The organism is Rheinheimera sp. (assembly GCF_036782235.1).
In the GTDB taxonomy this organism is placed as follows: Bacteria; Pseudomonadota; Gammaproteobacteria; order Enterobacterales; family Alteromonadaceae; genus Pararheinheimera.
Map to the genome: position 1 here is coordinate 125,562 of NZ_DAIPZL010000009.1, position 16,301 is coordinate 141,862.

The window sequence follows — 16,301 nt, forward strand, 5'->3', positions numbered from 1 at the left end:
ATTTTTATCTTTCCTGCGCGCCTTGCCTTGGTTCAAAACGGTCTTTTTGACCAGTTCTGTAAGCTGTGGCAACGGTTCGCAAGCTAAGCGCTTCATGGTATAGTCTGCGCCAGTGTTAGGCAAGTTACCCAGAGTAGATTTTGTGCCATGTTGACCGTCATTTATAAAAGCCCGCGTAAAGAACAAACCTATTTATATCTGCTCAAAAGAGATGACTTCAGTAGTGTACCCAAAGCATTGCTGGAAACCTTTGGTAAACCTCAGCTGGTGACAGTGCTGGATTTAACTAAACGCAGCCATTTAGCAGGTGCCGATCTGGAGAAAGTGAAAACTATGCTGAATGAGCAGGGTTTTTATCTGCAGTTGCCACCACCGCCGGAAGATTTATTGGCCGAGCATAAAGACTGGTTAGCAAAAAAATAAGGAAGTTTGATTTGTTTCGATTTGTATTGATGGCCTCTCTGGCCTTGTCGGGTGCCGCCTGCAGCAGCAAGGCATCTGATCAGCAAGCGGCCGCTGCTTCGGCAACTAACTTGGCAACTACGCCAGCCAGTACCTCAACCAGTACGGCTAAAAGTACAGTAAAAACACAGCCAGAGGCCCAGGTAAAACCACAAGAGGAAAAAACCGCCAAAGGTTTTGCCCTGTACAGCAAAACTCTGAAAAAAGAAGCTTTGGCGCGTGGTTATGACAAAAAGCTGGTGGAGCAGGTATTTGCCAGCCTGACCTTTCACGCCAAAGTGGTGGTTGCTGACAAAGGTCAGCCGGAATTTGTAGAAACTTTAGATACTTATTTGCCAAAACGGGTGAATAAACAGCGTATTGATATGGCTGTGAAGATGTATCAGACCCATCAGGCCGAATTAAAACAGGTGGAGCAAAAATACGGTGTGCCGGCCCGTTTTGTGGTGGCGCTGTGGGGGCTGGAAAGTGCCTTTGGCCGTATTACCGGCAATTATTCAGTGCCATCGGCACTGGCAACGCTGGCTTATGAAGGCAGACGGGAAGCCTTTTTTAAAGAAGAGTTTTTTTTAGCGCTGGATATTTTGGCGCAGGGGCATATCAGCCTGACGGAGATGAAAGGCTCCTGGGCCGGCGCTATGGGCCATACCCAGTTTATGCCAAGCTCATTTATGAAATATGCGCAGGACGGTGATGGTGACGGGCATAAAGATATCTGGACTAACAGATCTGATGCTTTTGCCTCTATCGCCAATTATTTAAAAACCGAAGGCTGGCAGCAAGGGGTGACCTGGGGCCGGCAGGTGAAGTTACCGCCAAACTTCGATTTTAGTCTGGTGATCCCAAAAGGCAGTAAAGACCGTGCCCAGTGGCTGCAGTGGTGGGCACAATCAGAGCGACCGCTCAGCGAGTGGCGCAAATTGGGGCTGACCAATATCGACGGCACTGCCTTGCCAGGGCGCGATTTAAAAGCAGCACTGGTGATGCCGGACGATAAAGAGGGCCGGGCTTATCTGGCCTATCACAATTATCAGACGCTGATGCACTGGAACCGCTCTTATTATTTTGTCAGCAGTGTTGGTTATCTGGCCGATGAAATCAGCCGGGCCAACAGCAATACAAAAACTGCAACCACAGCAAAAAAACGGGGATAGCATGAGTTATCAACATTTGGACTGGCAGGGGAAAGTCATCCATTTGCCTAAAGGCAAAGTGGTGTGTATCGGGCAAAATTACCTGGATCATATCCAGGAAATGCAAAGTAAAACTGCACCTGAGGCGTTGTTTTTTATCAAACCGGTTTCAGCCTTGTGCCCGTTAGCGGCTGAATTTGCCATTCCAAGCCAGCATGGTGCTGTACACAACGAAACCGAAATTGCGGTATTGATCGGCAAAAAACTCAGCAAAGCCAGTGAAGATGAAGTGATGGACGCTGTCTGGGGTTATAGTCTGGCGCTTGATTTAACGCTGCGCGACGTGCAGGCAAAATTAAAACAGCTGGGGCGGCCCTGGGAGATAGCCAAAGGTTTTGACGGTGCCTGCCCGCTGGGTGCTTTTGTGCCTGCTGAGGTTATTCAGTCGCCGCAGCAGCTGCAATTTTCCCTTTATGTGAATGGCGAGCCGCGCCAGCAAGGGGATGCCAGTTTGATGATCCGGGGGATTAGCCGAATGCTTAGTGAAATGAGCCAGTGGTTCAGTCTGGAACCAGGTGATGTGGTACTGACCGGCACTCCGGCCGGTGTTGGCCCTTTAACACCAGGTGATAAGCTGCAATTAAGCCTGCAAAGCGGCAGCAGAGTGCTGCTGGACGTTCAGACCAGTGTCAGCAGCCAGCTTTAATATGTTGCCTTTGGGCACACAGGAATAAAAATGACGTTACAAGATAAGTTCTGGGAAACCAAAACGCTGGAAGAAATGACAACTGCCGAATGGGAAGCCGTCTGTGATGGCTGCGCCAAATGTTGTCTGAACAAATTTATTCATGAAGAAGATGAAAGTCTGGAAGGGCCAACCGACTACATCATGCCGGAAGAAACAGTGTATTTTACCAATATTGCTTGTCAGTACCTGAACAGCAATAAGTGTGAATGCAGCTGTTATGACAACCGCACTGTGCTGGTGCCGGACTGTGTGAAATTAACCAAAGAAAATTTAAAAGATATCTTTTTTATGCCAACCAGCTGCAGTTACCGCCGTTTGCAGGAAGGCCGGGGTTTACCAAGCTGGCATCCTTTGCTTAATAACGGCAAAAAAAGTCTGATGCATAAAAAACAGATGTCGGTGCGCAACAAAACCATTTCTGAAGCAGCGGTCAGGCTGGAAGATTTTGAAGATCATATCGTCAGCTGGCCGCTGAACGATTTAGATTAAGCTGCACACAGAAGGAAATTTGCAGGTGAACTGGTTAGCCGAATACAAAGAATTATTGGCTTTTAGCCCGGCCATAGCGCAAATCATTATCAGCAGCATAGTGCTGCTGTTTTATGCGGTATTAAGCCGCCGTATTGCGCCTTTTATTTACCGTACTATCGCCGCCACTATGCTCAAAGAGGAAATGAACCGCCGCGCTATGGTGGTGTTTCATATCCTGTTGTTTTTATTGCTGGTGGTGGTGCTGAGTATCGTCTGGGGCATCGATATTAAAGGCCTGTTGGTACTGGCTTCCTCGATGATTGCCGTGGTCGGTGTGGCTTTATTTGCCGCCTGGAGTTTACTCAGCAATATCACTGCTTTTTTTATTTTGCTCGGGCAAAGCAGTTTTGCCCAGGGCGCGACTGTGCGGGTCATTGACGGCAGCAATCATATTGAAGGCACCATAGTGGAAGTGAATTTATTTAGCACTGTGCTTCGCACCAAAGACGGTGAGCTGGTGGTGTATCCGAATAACCTTATTGTATCGCGCCCTGTGGTGGTGAAATCGGATGGTCATGGTAACAGTTTAAAATCGCCGGGTATTTCACAGCTGGAGCGCTGGAAAAAACGCCGCCAGGCGCAAAAAGGCCATTTACCACATAAAGCTTAGGCAGAGTTGCTGAAAAAAAACGGCGTCCAAAGACGCCGTTTTTTATCTGAGTAAAGCTGTGATGCAGTGTTAGCGCGGATAATGGCTGGTTTTAAAGCGGTCTACCCAAAGTGCAGTGGCACCACAGACCGCGACCGGCATTACCAGTAAATTTAAAAACGGCACCATGCTGGCCACCGCCACTGTAATGCCAAAACCATAACTGCCGCTTAAGTCAGCACGCAACTGCTGGCGCATGGTGTCAAAAGGCACTTTATGGTTGTCGTAAGCATAATCACAATACTGAATCGCCATCATCCAGGCGGTAAACAAAAACCACATCAGCTGACCCACCAGCGGAATAAAGAAAAACGCCAGTAAAAAAATCAGCGCTCTTGGCAGGCAATACACAAACTTGGTCCACTCCCGCGCCAGCATGCGTGGTACATCTTTTAAAAAGGCGGTAAAACCCTGATCCGGCAAGGCCTGGCCTGTCAGATGCTGTTCTACTTTTTCACTGAGCAGCGCATTAAAAGGTGCGGCAATAAAGTTGGCGACCATGGTAAAGCTAAAAGCCAGGGTCAACACTGTACTCAGCACCAATAAAGGCCAAATGACATAAGATAAAAAAGATAAAAACTCAGGCACAAAACCCATCAGGTAATCGACCCAACCCTGCACCTGCTGCAAAAGGAAAAAAAACGCCACTGCAAATAACAGCAGGTTAATGGTGAGTGGAATCAGCACAAAACGGCGTAAGCCTTTGGTGCTTAGTAACCCAAGACCCTGAAAAAAATAATGCATATCAACTCCCTACAACCTATGGCGGTATCGCAGCGTTTTTATCGCGACAGCGCGATACCCATTTTGCCCAAAGCAGCAGTGCATCTGCCCAATTGCGGCTAGCTTAGAAGGCAAAGCCCTTTGCGGCAATAGTTTTACCGTGACACCCCAAAGTCATTTTGTTACATTCTGTAAGTGCAATAAGGCCGATAATAACGAAAGCATGCGTCTTAAACAGATCAAACTCGCCGGTTTTAAGTCTTTTGTTGACCCCACTCAGGTGCCATTTCCAGCGGCCATGACCTGTGTGGTGGGGCCAAATGGCTGTGGTAAATCCAATGTGATAGATGCAGTACGCTGGGTGCTGGGCGAAAGCTCGGCCAAAAATCTGCGTGGCGACGCTATGACAGACGTTATTTTTAACGGTTCAACCCAGCGCAAACCTGTGTCACAAGCCTCTGTCGAGCTGGTGTTTGAAAATACCCAGGGCAAGTTGCAGGGCAGCCTGGCGGATCGCAGTGAAATTTCACTGAAACGTTTGGTAACCCGTGACGCCCAGTCGCATTATTTTCTCAACGGCAGCAAATGCCGCCGCCGTGACATCACCGATATCTTTTTAGGCACAGGCCTTGGCCCACGCAGTTATGCCATTATTGAACAAGGCATGATTTCCAAACTGATTGAGTCGCGCCCGCAAGAGCTCAGAGTATTTATTGAAGAAGCGGCCGGTATTTCCAAATATAAAGAAAGGCGCCGCGAGACCGAAACCCGCATTAAACACACCCGCGATAACCTCGACCGCCTGGCGGATGTGCGTGAAGAGCTTGGCAAAAACCTGGATAAACTGCGCCGCCAGGCTGCTACCGCTGAGCGCTACAAAGAGTTAAAAGCTACTGAACGGCGTTATAAAGCCGAGCTGACCTGCTTAAAATGGCTGTTTTATAACAATCAGTTGCAGCAGGCAGAACAACAACTGGCCGCGCTTGGGCTGGACTTATTGCAGTTTGAAACCCAGGGCAGTGGCAGCTTTTTAAAGCTGACCGAACTCAAAGCTGAGCTGGATGAAGTGCGCCAGCAACTGGATGGCCGTCAGCAGCAGTATTATCAGCTTGGGGTGAATATCAGCGCCCTTGAGCAACAGCTGCTGCATCAGCGCCAGCGCCGGCAAAGTTTGCAGGATGAAAAACGCAGTCTGGCGTTAAATTTACAGCATGGGCTGGATCAAATTCTTGAAGAAGAGGCGCAGCTTGAAACTTTGCAGCAACAATTGCTGGAGCAGCAACCTGACACTGAGCTGGTGGCGCAGCAGCTGGAGGAAGTGACAGCACAGTTATTGTTGCTGGAGCAGCAGCAACAGGATCAGCAGCAGGCACAGCTGAGCGCGCAGCAACAGCAATTTCAGTGGCAGCAAAAGTTAAAACAACTGGAACTACAGGCCGAACATAAAAAACTGTTGCTCCAACAAAACAGCGAACGTCAGCAAAAAATCACAGCGCAGTATCAGGCACTGGTGGCGCAGGATCTGGCCGGCGAGCTTCAGCAACACAGCGAGGCGCTGGCCAATAGCGAGCAGCAGCTGTTGCTGGTGACGGCAGAGCTAAAAATCTTAAGTAGCGATCTTGAGGCGCAGCAACAGCAAAAAGTGCAGCTGCAACTGCAAGCACAAAAAATTGCCCAGCAGCAACAACAGCTTAGCAGCAGCTTGGCTGGGCTTGAAAAAGAACAACAAAAACTGTTGCTGCAGCAACCGTTATTACCCCAGTTACAGGTGGCCGACGGTTGGTCCGTTGCCGTGGCTGTGGCTTTGTCAGCGCTGAATTTTAGTGAAATTACCCAAGGCCATCAGCAGGACGCGGCCGGCCATTATCTGTTTGCACAACAACCTCAGCAGGCAGCATCAGAGACAGCTGCAGCAAGCCTGGCCTCGAAGGTGTCAGGTGATGTATTGCCGGCGTATTTTGCCCATATTCTGCTGGCCGCCGATGACCAAAGTGCGCTTGCCATGCTGCCGCATCTTTTACCTTATCAGTCGGTGATGCTGCAAAATGGCCATTGGTATGGCCCGAACTGGCGTATTGTTGCCGGTAAAAATGAACAGGACAACCCACAGGCACTGGCGGAGCGGGCTGCACAACTTCAGGCTGAACTCGCTGATGCAAAGCAGCAACAGGCAGGGGTAGAACTTGAGCAGCAGCAACTGCAGCAACAGCTACAGCAGCAGGAAGAACAACTCCGCCTGCAGCAGGGCAGGGCAGAAGCGCTAAAAACAGCAGTTTCAGAGCATCAGACCAAACTGTTATTGTGCCGGCAACAGCAGCAACAACAGCAGCAGCAACTGCAGCAGCTGCAACAAGAACTTGAACAACTAGTGCAATCAGAGCAACAGGATCTGGCAAGCCTTGAGCTGTGGCAACAGCAACAGCTCGAAGTGCAGGCTGAGCTCGAGGCACATCAGGCGCTGGCGCAGGACACGCAGGCCGCGCTGATGCAGGCGCAACAACAGCTGCAACAATGGCGTACCCGTCAGCAACAGCTGAGTCAACAGCAACAGCAACAGGCGCTGAATCAGGTGAGCCTGGAGCGGCAACTGGAAGCGGCCCGCACCCATTTAGCCCGCAGTCAGCAACAGCAGCAGCAACTTGCTGACAAACTACAGCTGTTAACGGCGCAGCTGGATTTATTGGACGAGCCGGATGGCGAAGATCAGGAGCAGTTGCAGGCCTGGTTGTTACAGCGTGATGAACTTGCCGGCGAAAAATTACAACTGCAAAACCAGCAGTCGGCGCTTGAGCAACAGCTGCGCGAGCTGGAACAGGGCCAACATGGGTTGCAACAAATTCTTGCTGCTAAACAAAAACAAATTGAAAGCGCCAGGCTTGATGCTGAAGGTTTCAGGGTTCGCGCCAACAATATGCTGGAGCTGTTAACAGAGCAAAAAGTGAATTTCCGTGAGCTGCAACAAAACCTGCCGGCCGATGCAACAGAAGCGGTGTGGCAACAACAGCTGGATAAAACCACTGAAGCATTAAACCGGCTGGGCCCCATAAACCTGGCGGCTATTGATGAATTTGCTCAGCAGGATGAACGTAAACAATATCTGGATGCCCAACATCAGGATTTAGTCAGTGCACTGGACACGCTGGAAACAGCGATCCGCAAAATTGATCGCGAAACCCGGCAAAAATTTAAAGAGACTTATGAGCAGGTGAACTCGGGTTTACAAACATTGTTTCCGAAAGTTTTTGGCGGCGGCAGTGCTTACCTTGAGTTAACAGATGAAGATTTATTGGAAACAGGGGTGAGTATTATGGCCAGACCCCCTGGTAAAAAAAACAGTACTATTCATTTATTATCAGGTGGAGAAAAAGCCTTAACCGCTTTATCATTGGTGTTCTCAATTTTCCGACTGAATCCGGCGCCATTTTGCATGCTGGACGAGGTTGATGCTCCGTTGGACGACGCTAATGTAGGGCGTTTTTGTAATTTAGTCCGGGAGATGTCTGAAACGGTGCAATTTATTTATATCAGTCACAATAAAATTGCGATGGAAATGGCTGCACAGCTGATGGGGGTGACCATGCAGGAACCCGGCGTATCACGTGTAGTGGCAGTAGATGTGGAAGATGCCGTGAAAATGGCTCAAGCCTGACAGAACAAAAAGGTAAAAATGATGGCTGAAGAATTTCGTTATGCGTTAATTGTTGCAGGTGTATTAGGAATGGCGGCGCTGGTGATCCATGGTTTATGGAGTAACCGCAAACAAAACCACGAAGCAAAAAGCCGCTTTTTTGATGAAGAAAAACATAGCGATGTAGCCGAAGGTTTTGATGAGTTTGGTGTCGGTAAAAAACGTAAACTGGCACCTGGCGAAAAACCACAACCAAAACCAGAAATTGTTAGAGCGCCGCGCAGCGACCGTCTGCGTGAGCCGGTGAAAAAAATCCGTCGTCAGGAAGCTGAACTCAGTGCAGCAGAGCGCTCAGAGCCTTCAATGTCCTTTAGCGCTGGCGCAGATGATGAACAACAGGTTGCTTATCAGGCGGATGAGCAGGTGCAACAGGCTGAGCCAGTTGCCAACGAAGTATTAATTTTGTATGTGCTGATGCCGGAAGGGCAGGACATTAACGGCGCTATGCTGTTGCCAAGCCTGCTGACTTTAGGTTTTAAATACGGTGAAATGAACATTTTCCACCGCCATCAGGACAGCGCAGGCTCAGGTGAGGTGTTATTTAGCCTGGCCAATATGTTTAATCCCGGCACCTTTGATTTGGAAGAAATGGACAAGCTGCAAACCCGTGGTTTAAGCCTGTTTATGACCTTACCAGGACCAGGTGAAGCCTTGCAGAACTTTAACCTGATGCACAATGCCGCAAAAAAACTGGCGGAAGAATTTGGTGGTCAGGTACTGGACGGTCAACGCAGCATGCTCACAGTACAAACTGTACGGCATTATGTGGAGCGTATCCGCGAGTTTCAGCGCCAGCAGCTGCTGCGGGGTTAACAGTTCCACAGCTGCAGGGTAAAAAAAACCGCCGTAAGGCGGTTTTTTTATTGTGCTGAGTGGCATCTGCTTGTCATGCTGATATCACAAAATTGTCACGCAAATATCCGGTGCTTTTAACGGTCTTTTCTAGGCTTGGTGCGCTATCAACCGATAGTGATTTTTATAAAAACACCAGGAACAGCTATGAAAAGTTTAATGTTATTCCCTCTGAGTTTATTGGTTTTACCCGCTTTGGCTGATCCGGTCTGGATCACGCTGGATCCGGCCACCGCGGCACATTTAAAAAATGCTCCTTACAGTCTGCACCCAAGAGAAAATCTGCAGTTATTGCAAAATCAGCAACCTCTGCAGCAGACGCCCGGGGCAGTGCGCCTGCCGGTACTGGCACAAATTCAGGAAGATGATATTCCAGCGCTGAGTAGTCAAATTCACCGCGAATTACACCGTTGTGGTGGTTTTATTGCGCATAACAGCCTCGAAGAAGCCATGGCGGCAGTGGCCAATCCGGTATCTTTGGCCACTTTTAATGCACCGCCGCTCAGTCAGGGGACATTGGTGAACGCCAGTTTGCTGCTGCTCAATAACGCCAGCATTGCCCAGACCATCGCTGATTTATCGGCTTTTACCAACAGGTATTACAACACTACTGTCGGCAAAAATGCCGCTGACTGGATAGCCAGCCAGTGGAGCAGCCTGGGTTCGGGTTTAAGCTGGGTCAGTGTTAGCCGCGTTAGTCACAGTGGTTACAATCAGCAGTCGGTGTTATTAACCATGACCGGCAGTGAAAGACCCAATGAAATTGTGGTGCTGGGCGGCCATTTGGATTCCATCAATCAAAGTGGCACCACTGAAAGTACCAGAGCGCCTGGTGCAGATGACGATGCTTCTGGTATTGCCACCCTGACCGACATTATCCGGGTGATCACCAGCCAAAATCTGCGCCCCAAACGCACTATTAAGTTTTATGGTTATGCCGCTGAAGAAGTGGGGCTTCGAGGCAGTAAAGATATTGCCAATGCCGCCGCAAGCGCAGGGCACAATATAGTGGCGGCTTTGCAGCTCGATATGACCAACTATAAAGGCAGCGCTGAAGATATAGTGTTGATCACCGACTATACCAATGCGTCATTAAACAGTTACTTACGCACTTTAATCAGCATTTATCAGCCAACACTACAACAAGCCAATGATGTCTGTGGTTATGGCTGCTCCGACCATGCTTCATGGCACAATGCCGGTTTTGCTGCCGCTATGCCCTTTGAAGCCCGTTTTAACGGCTCCAACCCCCGTATTCACACCACAAACGACACCCTGGCCAATTCAGACTCCAGCGCTTTACATGCACTGAAGTTCGCCAAACTGGGGTTGTCTTTTGCACTGGAGCTGGGTAATGCCGGCAGTTCCACACCGCCACCCGGCAATAGCGGCCAATGGACTAATTTGGCGGCAAGTTCAGGCCAGTGGATTTATAAAACAGTGACAGTGCCGGCAGGCGCTACGTCGCTGCTGGTCAATAGCAGCGGTGGCAGCGGGGATGCCGACTTATATCTGCGCTTTGGCAGCAACCCAACCACCAGCAGTTATCAGTGCCGGCCTTATAAAAACGGCAATACTGAAAGTTGCAGTATCAGCAATCCACAGGCCGGCAGCTGGTATATTGGCCTGAGGGCTTACAGCAGCTTCAGTGGGGTCACTTTAAGCTGGCAGCAAAACTAATCTGGTTGCGCCAAAGGGGCTATGCCCCTTTTAATCAGGGGAGCTCACTGCTCATTTTTACCTGGGGGGCTCTGCCCCTTTTGGCAGCATCTTTGTTATTGAAAGGGCCAGGCTGACTGCTTTTGAGTTCACAATGCCAGCGCCCGTTATTATTTGTACAGTTGAGTTGTACACAGACAATGCAGCAGCTTTTGCCTCTTGCACTCAGCCTAACTAGCCCCCATGCTATAGCCCATCAAAAAAAGCCCGACCTTGTGAATGTGATGACTCAGATAAATTCTTCCGATGCGGCCAAAGTGCAGATAGCAAAGCTGCGCGCGCAAATTAATCAGCATAATTATCAATATTATGTGCTGGATAACCCCAGCATTCCCGACGCCGATTTTGATCTGCTGTTTAGGCAATTACAACAGCTGGAACAGCAGTTCCCTGAGCTGGTGACTGCAGATTCGCCAACCCAGCGTGTCGGTGCCAAACCTTTGGATAAGTTTGGGCAGGTGCAACATCAGGTGCCGATGTTGTCGTTGGATAACGCTTTTGCCGATGAGGATTTTCTGGCCTTTTATCAGCGCATGGCTGACCGGCTGGATCAACAAACAGAATTTAGTTTCTGTGCCGAGCCTAAGCTCGATGGTTTAGCCGTCAGCATCCGTTATGAAAACGGGCAGCTGGTGCAAGCTGCCACGCGCGGTGACGGTTACACCGGCGAAGATATTACCAGCAATATCAAAACCATCCGTTGTATTCCGCTCTGTTTACAAGGGGATTTTCCAGCTGTGCTGGAAGTGCGCGGCGAAGTTTTTATGCCGCTGGCCGGTTTTGAGCGTATGAATGAAGAGGCAAAACAAAAGGGTGACAAGGTGTTTGCCAACCCGCGTAACGCAGCTGCCGGCAGCTTACGCCAGCTTGACCCGAAAATTACCGCCAGTCGGCCATTGAGCTTTTACGCTTATGCGGTGGGGGCGGTACAGGACCCGGACAACAAGCTGGATAACCAGAGCCACTATCAGCGTTTACAACAGCTGAAAAGCTGGGGTTTGCCTGTGTGCCCGGAAATTCGTTTATGCCAAGGCGCCAACGAAGCGCTGGCGTATCATCAACAGATTGGTGAAAAACGCAGCAGTCTGCCTTATGAAATTGATGGGGTGGTGCTCAAAGTCGACAGTCTGGCGCAGCAATTAGCGCTTGGTTTTGTGTCGCGGGCGCCGCGCTGGGCCATTGCTTTTAAATTTCCGGCGCAGGAAAAAACCACCCGTTTGCTGGATGTGGAATTTCAGGTTGGCCGCACCGGCTCTATCACGCCGGTGGCAAGGCTGGAGCCGGTCAGCGTGGGTGGGGTTACCGTATCCAACGCCACTTTGCATAATCAGGATGAAATTCAAAGGTTAGGCATTCAGATTGGCGACACTGTGATAGTGCGCCGCGCCGGCGATGTGATCCCACAAATTGTTGCTGTGGTGCCAGAACTGCGTGAACAAAGCCGGGAAATCGTGTTTCCCACTCAGTGTCCGGTCTGTCAGTCGGATATAGAGCGGATTGAAGGTGAAGCCGTCAGCCGTTGTAGTGGTGGTTTATATTGCCCGGCGCAGCAAAAAGAAGCACTAAAGCACTTTGTATCGCGTAAAGCGCTGGATGTTGAAGGTCTGGGCGATAAGTTGATAGAGCAGCTGGTCGACGAAGGTCTGGTGCATACGCCTGCTGATATTTTTAAACTGGATATGCCTGCTCTGGTGGGGTTGGAGCGAATGGGTGAGAAGTCGGCACTGAAGCTGCTAGCCGCTATCAACAACGCTAAAACCACCACATTGCCGCGTTTTATTTATGCCTTGGGGATCCGTGATGTGGGCGAAGCCACGGCACTGAATTTGGCCAACCATTTTCGCAGCTTAGAGGCTTTACAGCAGGCCACATTAGAGCAACTGCTGGCCGTGGCCGACGTGGGCGCTGTGGTGGCTGGCCGTTTGTTACATTTTTTCCAGGACGCGCATCAGCAGCAGGTGATCAGTGATTTAGTTGCTGTGGGTCTGCACTGGCCGGAAATTGCGGCCAAAGCCGAAGTGGCACAGCCGCTTGCAGGCCAAACTCTGGTGTTAACCGGCACTCTAACGGCAATGGGACGGGATGAAGCCAAAGACAAATTGCAGCAGTTAGGGGCAAAAGTGGCAGGCTCTGTGTCGGCCAAAACCCATGCGGTGATAGCAGGGGATAACGCCGGCTCTAAACTGGCCAAAGCCGAAGAGCTGGGGGTGGCGGTCTGGACTGAAGACCAGATGCTGGCGCTTTTTGCTGAACACGGGCTTTAACATAAACATGGCCTTGAACATCAAGATGTGTGGTCACAAGGAGCCACAGCGTCTGTGCTTTGCGCGCTGCACCCTGCTATTGGCATTCACAAGGAGCGCGCCAGCTTTTATGCCAGGCGCTTTAGCGGCAAAAAACCGGGGTGCTGGCCACTGATGACAGAACAACCGAAAAAATATGCCGAGTTGCCGCTGCTGGACGCTGACGGTTTACATCGGGTGCCAAACCGCTTGTATTTGTTATTGTTACTGCTGCTGCGCCCTTATATCTGCTGGCTGCTGACTTTAACTTTGCCGGCGGAGCAGCGTTCGATGCTGGCCTTTGTGTATCCACAAAGTGCCGATTTTGTCCGGGCTTGTCTGATTTGTTTACCGGTATTGCTGGTGCTTGCTGCGCTGACTCAAAGAGTGCCTTATGACAAAAAACTCAGGCGCGGCCGGGCAAAAAAATTCTGGTTTTTTATCTGGCGGCATAGCAAATGGTTGCTGCTGCCGGTCGTGGTAGTTGATTTATACTGGACCATCAGTCATTTACCACCTTTTGTTGCCCTGAATGCTCCCTGGTTGTTGTTAGCGCCACTGTTTTTAATACTGGCATTGGGCTGGTTACTTGGCAGTAAAAAACTGCCGCTGGTGTTTGCTGAATGGCCGGAAGATAAAGAACAGGCTGACAGCAAAAACGAACAAGCCAGCCGCTAGGCTGCATCAGGTTAGCGGGCAAACACAGAGGGATGTTTGAGTTTTAGCTGCTCAAAACGGCGGTTTTGTTCCGGATCCAGTTTGCCTTTTTCAATGGTGCGTAAACAGGCCTGGGTCAGATGCTGGCGTTTTTGTGGTGGTAGCAGATGTTCAGGCGCCGTTAGCATACTTTGTAACAGGTTCAGTGCTATGCCGCTGTTGCGCGGCAATAACCGAAACGCATGTTCAAAAGCGGCCAAAGCAGCCTGCCAGTTACCATGCTGAAAATGCATAACGGCAATATTGTTCAGCTCACGCGGTGGTGTGGTCAGTTCAGCCCTTTCGTTACTTTCCTGCTGCAAATAACTTTTCAGGTAAGGATCGGTGTGTTGTTGCTGACAATAACGGGTGATTTGTTCAAACCATTGTCTGGACGCCTGTGTCAGCCCAACCTCGTGTAACGCCTTGGCTTTATCCAGAGCCGCTTCCAGGTTGTCGATGACGATGTGGTGATGATCAAGTTCAGCCAGCAGTTTTTTGGCTTTGTCTTTTTGATCTTTTAAATACAACAACCGCGCCTGCACCACCAGCTGCTGCTCTTTGGTGTCAGCATCGGGAAACTGTGATTTCAGATTACTGAGGCAATCGTTTGCCTGTTTGCTTAGTTTGTTGGTTTCACCGTCTTCATCCAGGCTGACGGCAAAATCAATGCAGGCCCTTGCCAGATTTAAATACAGCTCCGGCTGCTCATACATTGAATAACGGGCAAATTTCACCATATCTCGGGCGGCTTTATATTGCCTTTCGTAGTCGTGATTAAGCCTCGACAGTTGTTGCAGCTTTTGCTGGCGGAACAAATTGCGTGGCGCCAGTGAGGTGGCCTGTTCCAGATGTTGCTGCGCCAGCTCAAATTCTTCGCGGCGAAACTCCAGTTCGGCCAGCTGCTCCAACGCAAAGAGTCTGGTTTCCCCTTTTTGTTCCAGATACTGCATTTCCGCTGTGGCCTGGGGGACATCCCCTTTGGCCAGCAAGGTTTTCACCAGCCCCATCCTCGCCCAGTTAAAGGGCTGCACGGCCAGCACAGAGCGGAAAAACAGTTGGGCTTTGTCATAATCGGCCAGCTGTAATAACAAATCACCTTTAAAACGTAATAACACCGGCACCAGCTTGGAGTTCTGACCTTCGGCCAACATGTGGTCCAGCTGCTGCAGGGCGCGGTCAAGCCGGTTTTGCTCCAGCCACTGGTAAATGGGCATCAGCTCCTGTTTGCGTTTCAGTACCCGCTCAATCCGGCTTTGCAGATCGCGCATAGTATAGGGTTTGGCAAGGAATTCATCAGGTTGCAGTTCCAGCACACTATAAACCAGTGAAGGATCGGTCTCGGCGCTGATAAAAATAAAGCCGGTGCTGAGTTTTTGAATACGCCGTACTTTTAATTCTTCATACAGCTGATAACCGTCTTTGCCTTGCTGCAGGTTAAAAGAACAAATAATCAGATCAAACTGGCGATCTTTGCACAGTTGCAAGGCGGTCTGGGCTTTGTCGGTAAACTGCACCTGGGTATAACCGAGTTTTTCCAGCGCAAAACGCAGGTAGTTCTGCGCCAATGCCTGCTCGTCGATGATAAGAATTTTAATTTCTCTGCTGAGGTTCTGATCCATCAATTGCCAGCGAGTCTGAAAGGAGATACTGGCTACTATAGCAGGACAGAACTGACGATGAAACAGGCACTTGAGAGGCGTAAACTCAGGCGGATTTTTACATTCTGCTGACAGATGGTTACAGCTTGTCACCAGCGCTCTGGCTAGGCTGGAGTCAAACTATCACCGGAGATGAAAATGAACTACAAAGCGTATTGCTGTTTACCATTTTTGCTGTTGGCTGGTTGCAAAGTGCAGCTGAACAGCGACGAGAAAGATGCAAAATTTGACTATCAGTTTAATTTAGGTGCACAGGGCTGGCAGGCTGGTTTTGCCGATTATCCTGCTGACAATGCCGATATTTATCAGCTGGATGCCGGTATTAAAACTTTGCCTGCAGGTTTTAGCGGTACTGGTTTTATGTTGTCTGGCCATAATCGCAGTGACGATTTATTTATGTTTATCAAACGCCGGATCAGCGGGCTGGAGCCTTCGACCCGCTATCAGGCCAGTGTCAAAGTGACTTTGTTATCTCACAGTGGCGCCGGTTGTGTGGGTATTGGCGGTGCGCCCGGTGAGTCAGTGTATTTGCATTTTGGTTATGCCGATATTGAGCCAAAACAACAGGGTTATACCCTGAATGTGCCTAAAGGCAATCAAAGTCAGGATGGTGCTCAGTCCAAAGTGATGGGTGATATTGCTGTGGCTGATATTCCCTGTGATGGCAGTCGCTACAAAACAAAAAGCCTGAGCTCGGCGCCTGCTAAAAATCTGACCTTGACCACTGACAGCAGTGGCAGTATCTGGTTTTTTATCGGCACAGACTCGGGTTATGAAGGCAAAACTACGCTGTTTTATCAGGGGATTGAGCTCGTACTGACACCAGCCTTGTGACAAGGGCTGGTGCGCTGCAAGCGCTGTCAGATCATCGGGCAAGCATAAAGCGTAGGCAGGCTGCACAAAACCGGGGCAGCAGAGCAACAGGCTAAAACCTGAACTGATAAGCAAACGATAAAAACATAATGTTGCTGTTGAACAGCTTGGTGCTTTGTTTAAGGCAGAAAGATATGGTGGATGGTACTGGGATCGAACCAGTGACCCTCGCCTTGTAAGGGCGATGCTCTCCCAGCTGAGCTAACCATCCTGGGGAAAACTGCTATTGATTGGTGGATTGTACTGGGTTCGAACCAGTGACCCCCGCCTTGTAAGGGCGGTGC

General features: G+C 49.9%; 13 protein-coding genes and 1 tRNA gene. 11 read left to right on the forward strand and 3 right to left on the reverse strand.

Annotated elements, in window-relative coordinates:
* The first annotated feature begins 147 nt into the window (after positions 1–147).
* The 5 genes from V7P87_RS11585 to V7P87_RS11605 are packed head-to-tail and all read left to right on the forward strand — an operon-like array spanning position 148 to position 3,484.
* A complete protein-coding gene (locus V7P87_RS11585) occupies positions 148–423 on the forward strand; it encodes a YcgL domain-containing protein (RefSeq protein ID WP_333797572.1) in 276 nt (91 codons plus the stop codon).
* Between the two features lie 11 nt (positions 424–434).
* On the forward strand, positions 435–1,616 hold the full coding sequence (locus tag V7P87_RS11590; RefSeq protein ID WP_333797573.1) for a lytic murein transglycosylase: 1,182 nt from the start codon (positions 435–437) through the stop codon (positions 1,614–1,616).
* 1 nt (position 1,617) lies between these two features.
* Complete coding sequence (locus V7P87_RS11595; RefSeq protein ID WP_333797574.1) at positions 1,618–2,301, forward strand: fumarylacetoacetate hydrolase family protein; 684 nt, start codon at positions 1,618–1,620, stop codon at positions 2,299–2,301.
* Positions 2,302–2,331: 30 nt separating this feature from the next.
* Positions 2,332–2,832 (forward strand): YcgN family cysteine cluster protein, encoded by a 501-nt coding sequence (locus V7P87_RS11600; RefSeq protein ID WP_333797575.1) that lies wholly within the window; start codon positions 2,332–2,334, stop codon positions 2,830–2,832.
* Positions 2,833–2,857: 25 nt separating this feature from the next.
* Positions 2,858–3,484 carry a mechanosensitive ion channel domain-containing protein gene (locus tag V7P87_RS11605; protein ID WP_333797576.1) on the forward strand — a complete coding sequence of 209 codons (627 nt, stop codon included), beginning with the start codon at positions 2,858–2,860 and terminating at the stop codon, positions 3,482–3,484.
* A 69-nt stretch (positions 3,485–3,553) separates the two neighbouring features.
* Here V7P87_RS11605 and cysZ read toward each other — a convergent pair whose 3' ends face one another.
* Complete coding sequence (gene cysZ, locus V7P87_RS11610) at positions 3,554–4,267, reverse strand: sulfate transporter CysZ (RefSeq protein ID WP_333797577.1); 714 nt, start codon at positions 4,265–4,267, stop codon at positions 3,554–3,556.
* Between the two features lie 202 nt (positions 4,268–4,469).
* Between cysZ and smc the strand changes: the two genes are divergently transcribed.
* From smc to V7P87_RS11635, 5 genes are all read left to right on the forward strand, one after another.
* Positions 4,470–7,895 carry a chromosome segregation protein SMC gene (gene smc / locus V7P87_RS11615; RefSeq protein WP_333797578.1) on the forward strand — a complete coding sequence of 1,142 codons (3,426 nt, stop codon included), beginning with the start codon at positions 4,470–4,472 and terminating at the stop codon, positions 7,893–7,895.
* A 21-nt stretch (positions 7,896–7,916) separates the two neighbouring features.
* The gene (zipA, locus tag V7P87_RS11620) at positions 7,917–8,747 is read left to right on the forward strand and encodes a cell division protein ZipA (protein ID WP_333797579.1); all 831 of its coding nucleotides are present in this window, start codon (positions 7,917–7,919) and stop codon (positions 8,745–8,747) included.
* Between the two features lie 186 nt (positions 8,748–8,933).
* Positions 8,934–10,466 (forward strand): M20/M25/M40 family metallo-hydrolase, encoded by a 1,533-nt coding sequence (locus V7P87_RS11625; RefSeq protein WP_333797580.1) that lies wholly within the window; start codon positions 8,934–8,936, stop codon positions 10,464–10,466.
* Positions 10,467–10,729: 263 nt separating this feature from the next.
* Positions 10,730–12,769 (forward strand): NAD-dependent DNA ligase LigA, encoded by a 2,040-nt coding sequence (ligA, locus tag V7P87_RS11630; RefSeq protein WP_333797581.1) that lies wholly within the window; start codon positions 10,730–10,732, stop codon positions 12,767–12,769.
* A 153-nt stretch (positions 12,770–12,922) separates the two neighbouring features.
* Positions 12,923–13,465, forward strand: a complete 543-nt coding sequence (locus V7P87_RS11635) for a DUF2919 family protein (RefSeq protein WP_333797582.1) — start codon at positions 12,923–12,925, stop codon at positions 13,463–13,465.
* An 11-nt stretch (positions 13,466–13,476) separates the two neighbouring features.
* Here V7P87_RS11635 and V7P87_RS11640 read toward each other — a convergent pair whose 3' ends face one another.
* The gene (locus tag V7P87_RS11640) at positions 13,477–15,105 is read right to left on the reverse strand and encodes a tetratricopeptide repeat-containing response regulator (protein WP_333797583.1); all 1,629 of its coding nucleotides are present in this window, start codon (positions 15,103–15,105) and stop codon (positions 13,477–13,479) included.
* Positions 15,106–15,282: 177 nt separating this feature from the next.
* On the opposite strand from V7P87_RS11640, the gene V7P87_RS11645 reads away from it, so the two are divergent.
* Positions 15,283–15,978, forward strand: a complete 696-nt coding sequence (locus V7P87_RS11645; RefSeq protein WP_333797584.1) for a hypothetical protein — start codon at positions 15,283–15,285, stop codon at positions 15,976–15,978.
* Positions 15,979–16,152: 174 nt separating this feature from the next.
* Here the strand turns inward: V7P87_RS11645 and V7P87_RS11650 are convergent.
* A tRNA-Val gene (locus V7P87_RS11650) sits at positions 16,153–16,228 on the reverse strand.
* Positions 16,229–16,301: the final 73 nt, after the last annotated feature.

Bases quoted from the DNA above. Each gene is read 5' to 3' on its own strand.
- V7P87_RS11585 (WP_333797572.1), top strand. From the start codon at position 148: ATGTTGACCGTCATTTATAAAAGCCCGCGTAAAGAACAAACCTATTTA.
- V7P87_RS11595 (WP_333797574.1), top strand. From the start codon at position 1,618: ATGAGTTATCAACATTTGGACTGGCAGGGGAAAGTCATCCATTTGCCT.
- V7P87_RS11600 (WP_333797575.1), top strand. From the start codon at position 2,332: ATGACGTTACAAGATAAGTTCTGGGAAACCAAAACGCTGGAAGAAATG.
- cysZ (WP_333797577.1), bottom strand. From the start codon at position 4,267: ATGCATTATTTTTTTCAGGGTCTTGGGTTACTAAGCACCAAAGGCTTA.
- smc (WP_333797578.1), top strand. From the start codon at position 4,470: ATGCGTCTTAAACAGATCAAACTCGCCGGTTTTAAGTCTTTTGTTGAC.
- zipA (WP_333797579.1), top strand. From the start codon at position 7,917: ATGGCTGAAGAATTTCGTTATGCGTTAATTGTTGCAGGTGTATTAGGA.
- V7P87_RS11625 (WP_333797580.1), top strand. From the start codon at position 8,934: ATGAAAAGTTTAATGTTATTCCCTCTGAGTTTATTGGTTTTACCCGCT.
- ligA (WP_333797581.1), top strand. From the start codon at position 10,730: ATGACTCAGATAAATTCTTCCGATGCGGCCAAAGTGCAGATAGCAAAG.
- V7P87_RS11635 (WP_333797582.1), top strand. From the start codon at position 12,923: ATGACAGAACAACCGAAAAAATATGCCGAGTTGCCGCTGCTGGACGCT.
- V7P87_RS11640 (WP_333797583.1), bottom strand. From the start codon at position 15,105: ATGGATCAGAACCTCAGCAGAGAAATTAAAATTCTTATCATCGACGAG.
- V7P87_RS11645 (WP_333797584.1), top strand. From the start codon at position 15,283: ATGAACTACAAAGCGTATTGCTGTTTACCATTTTTGCTGTTGGCTGGT.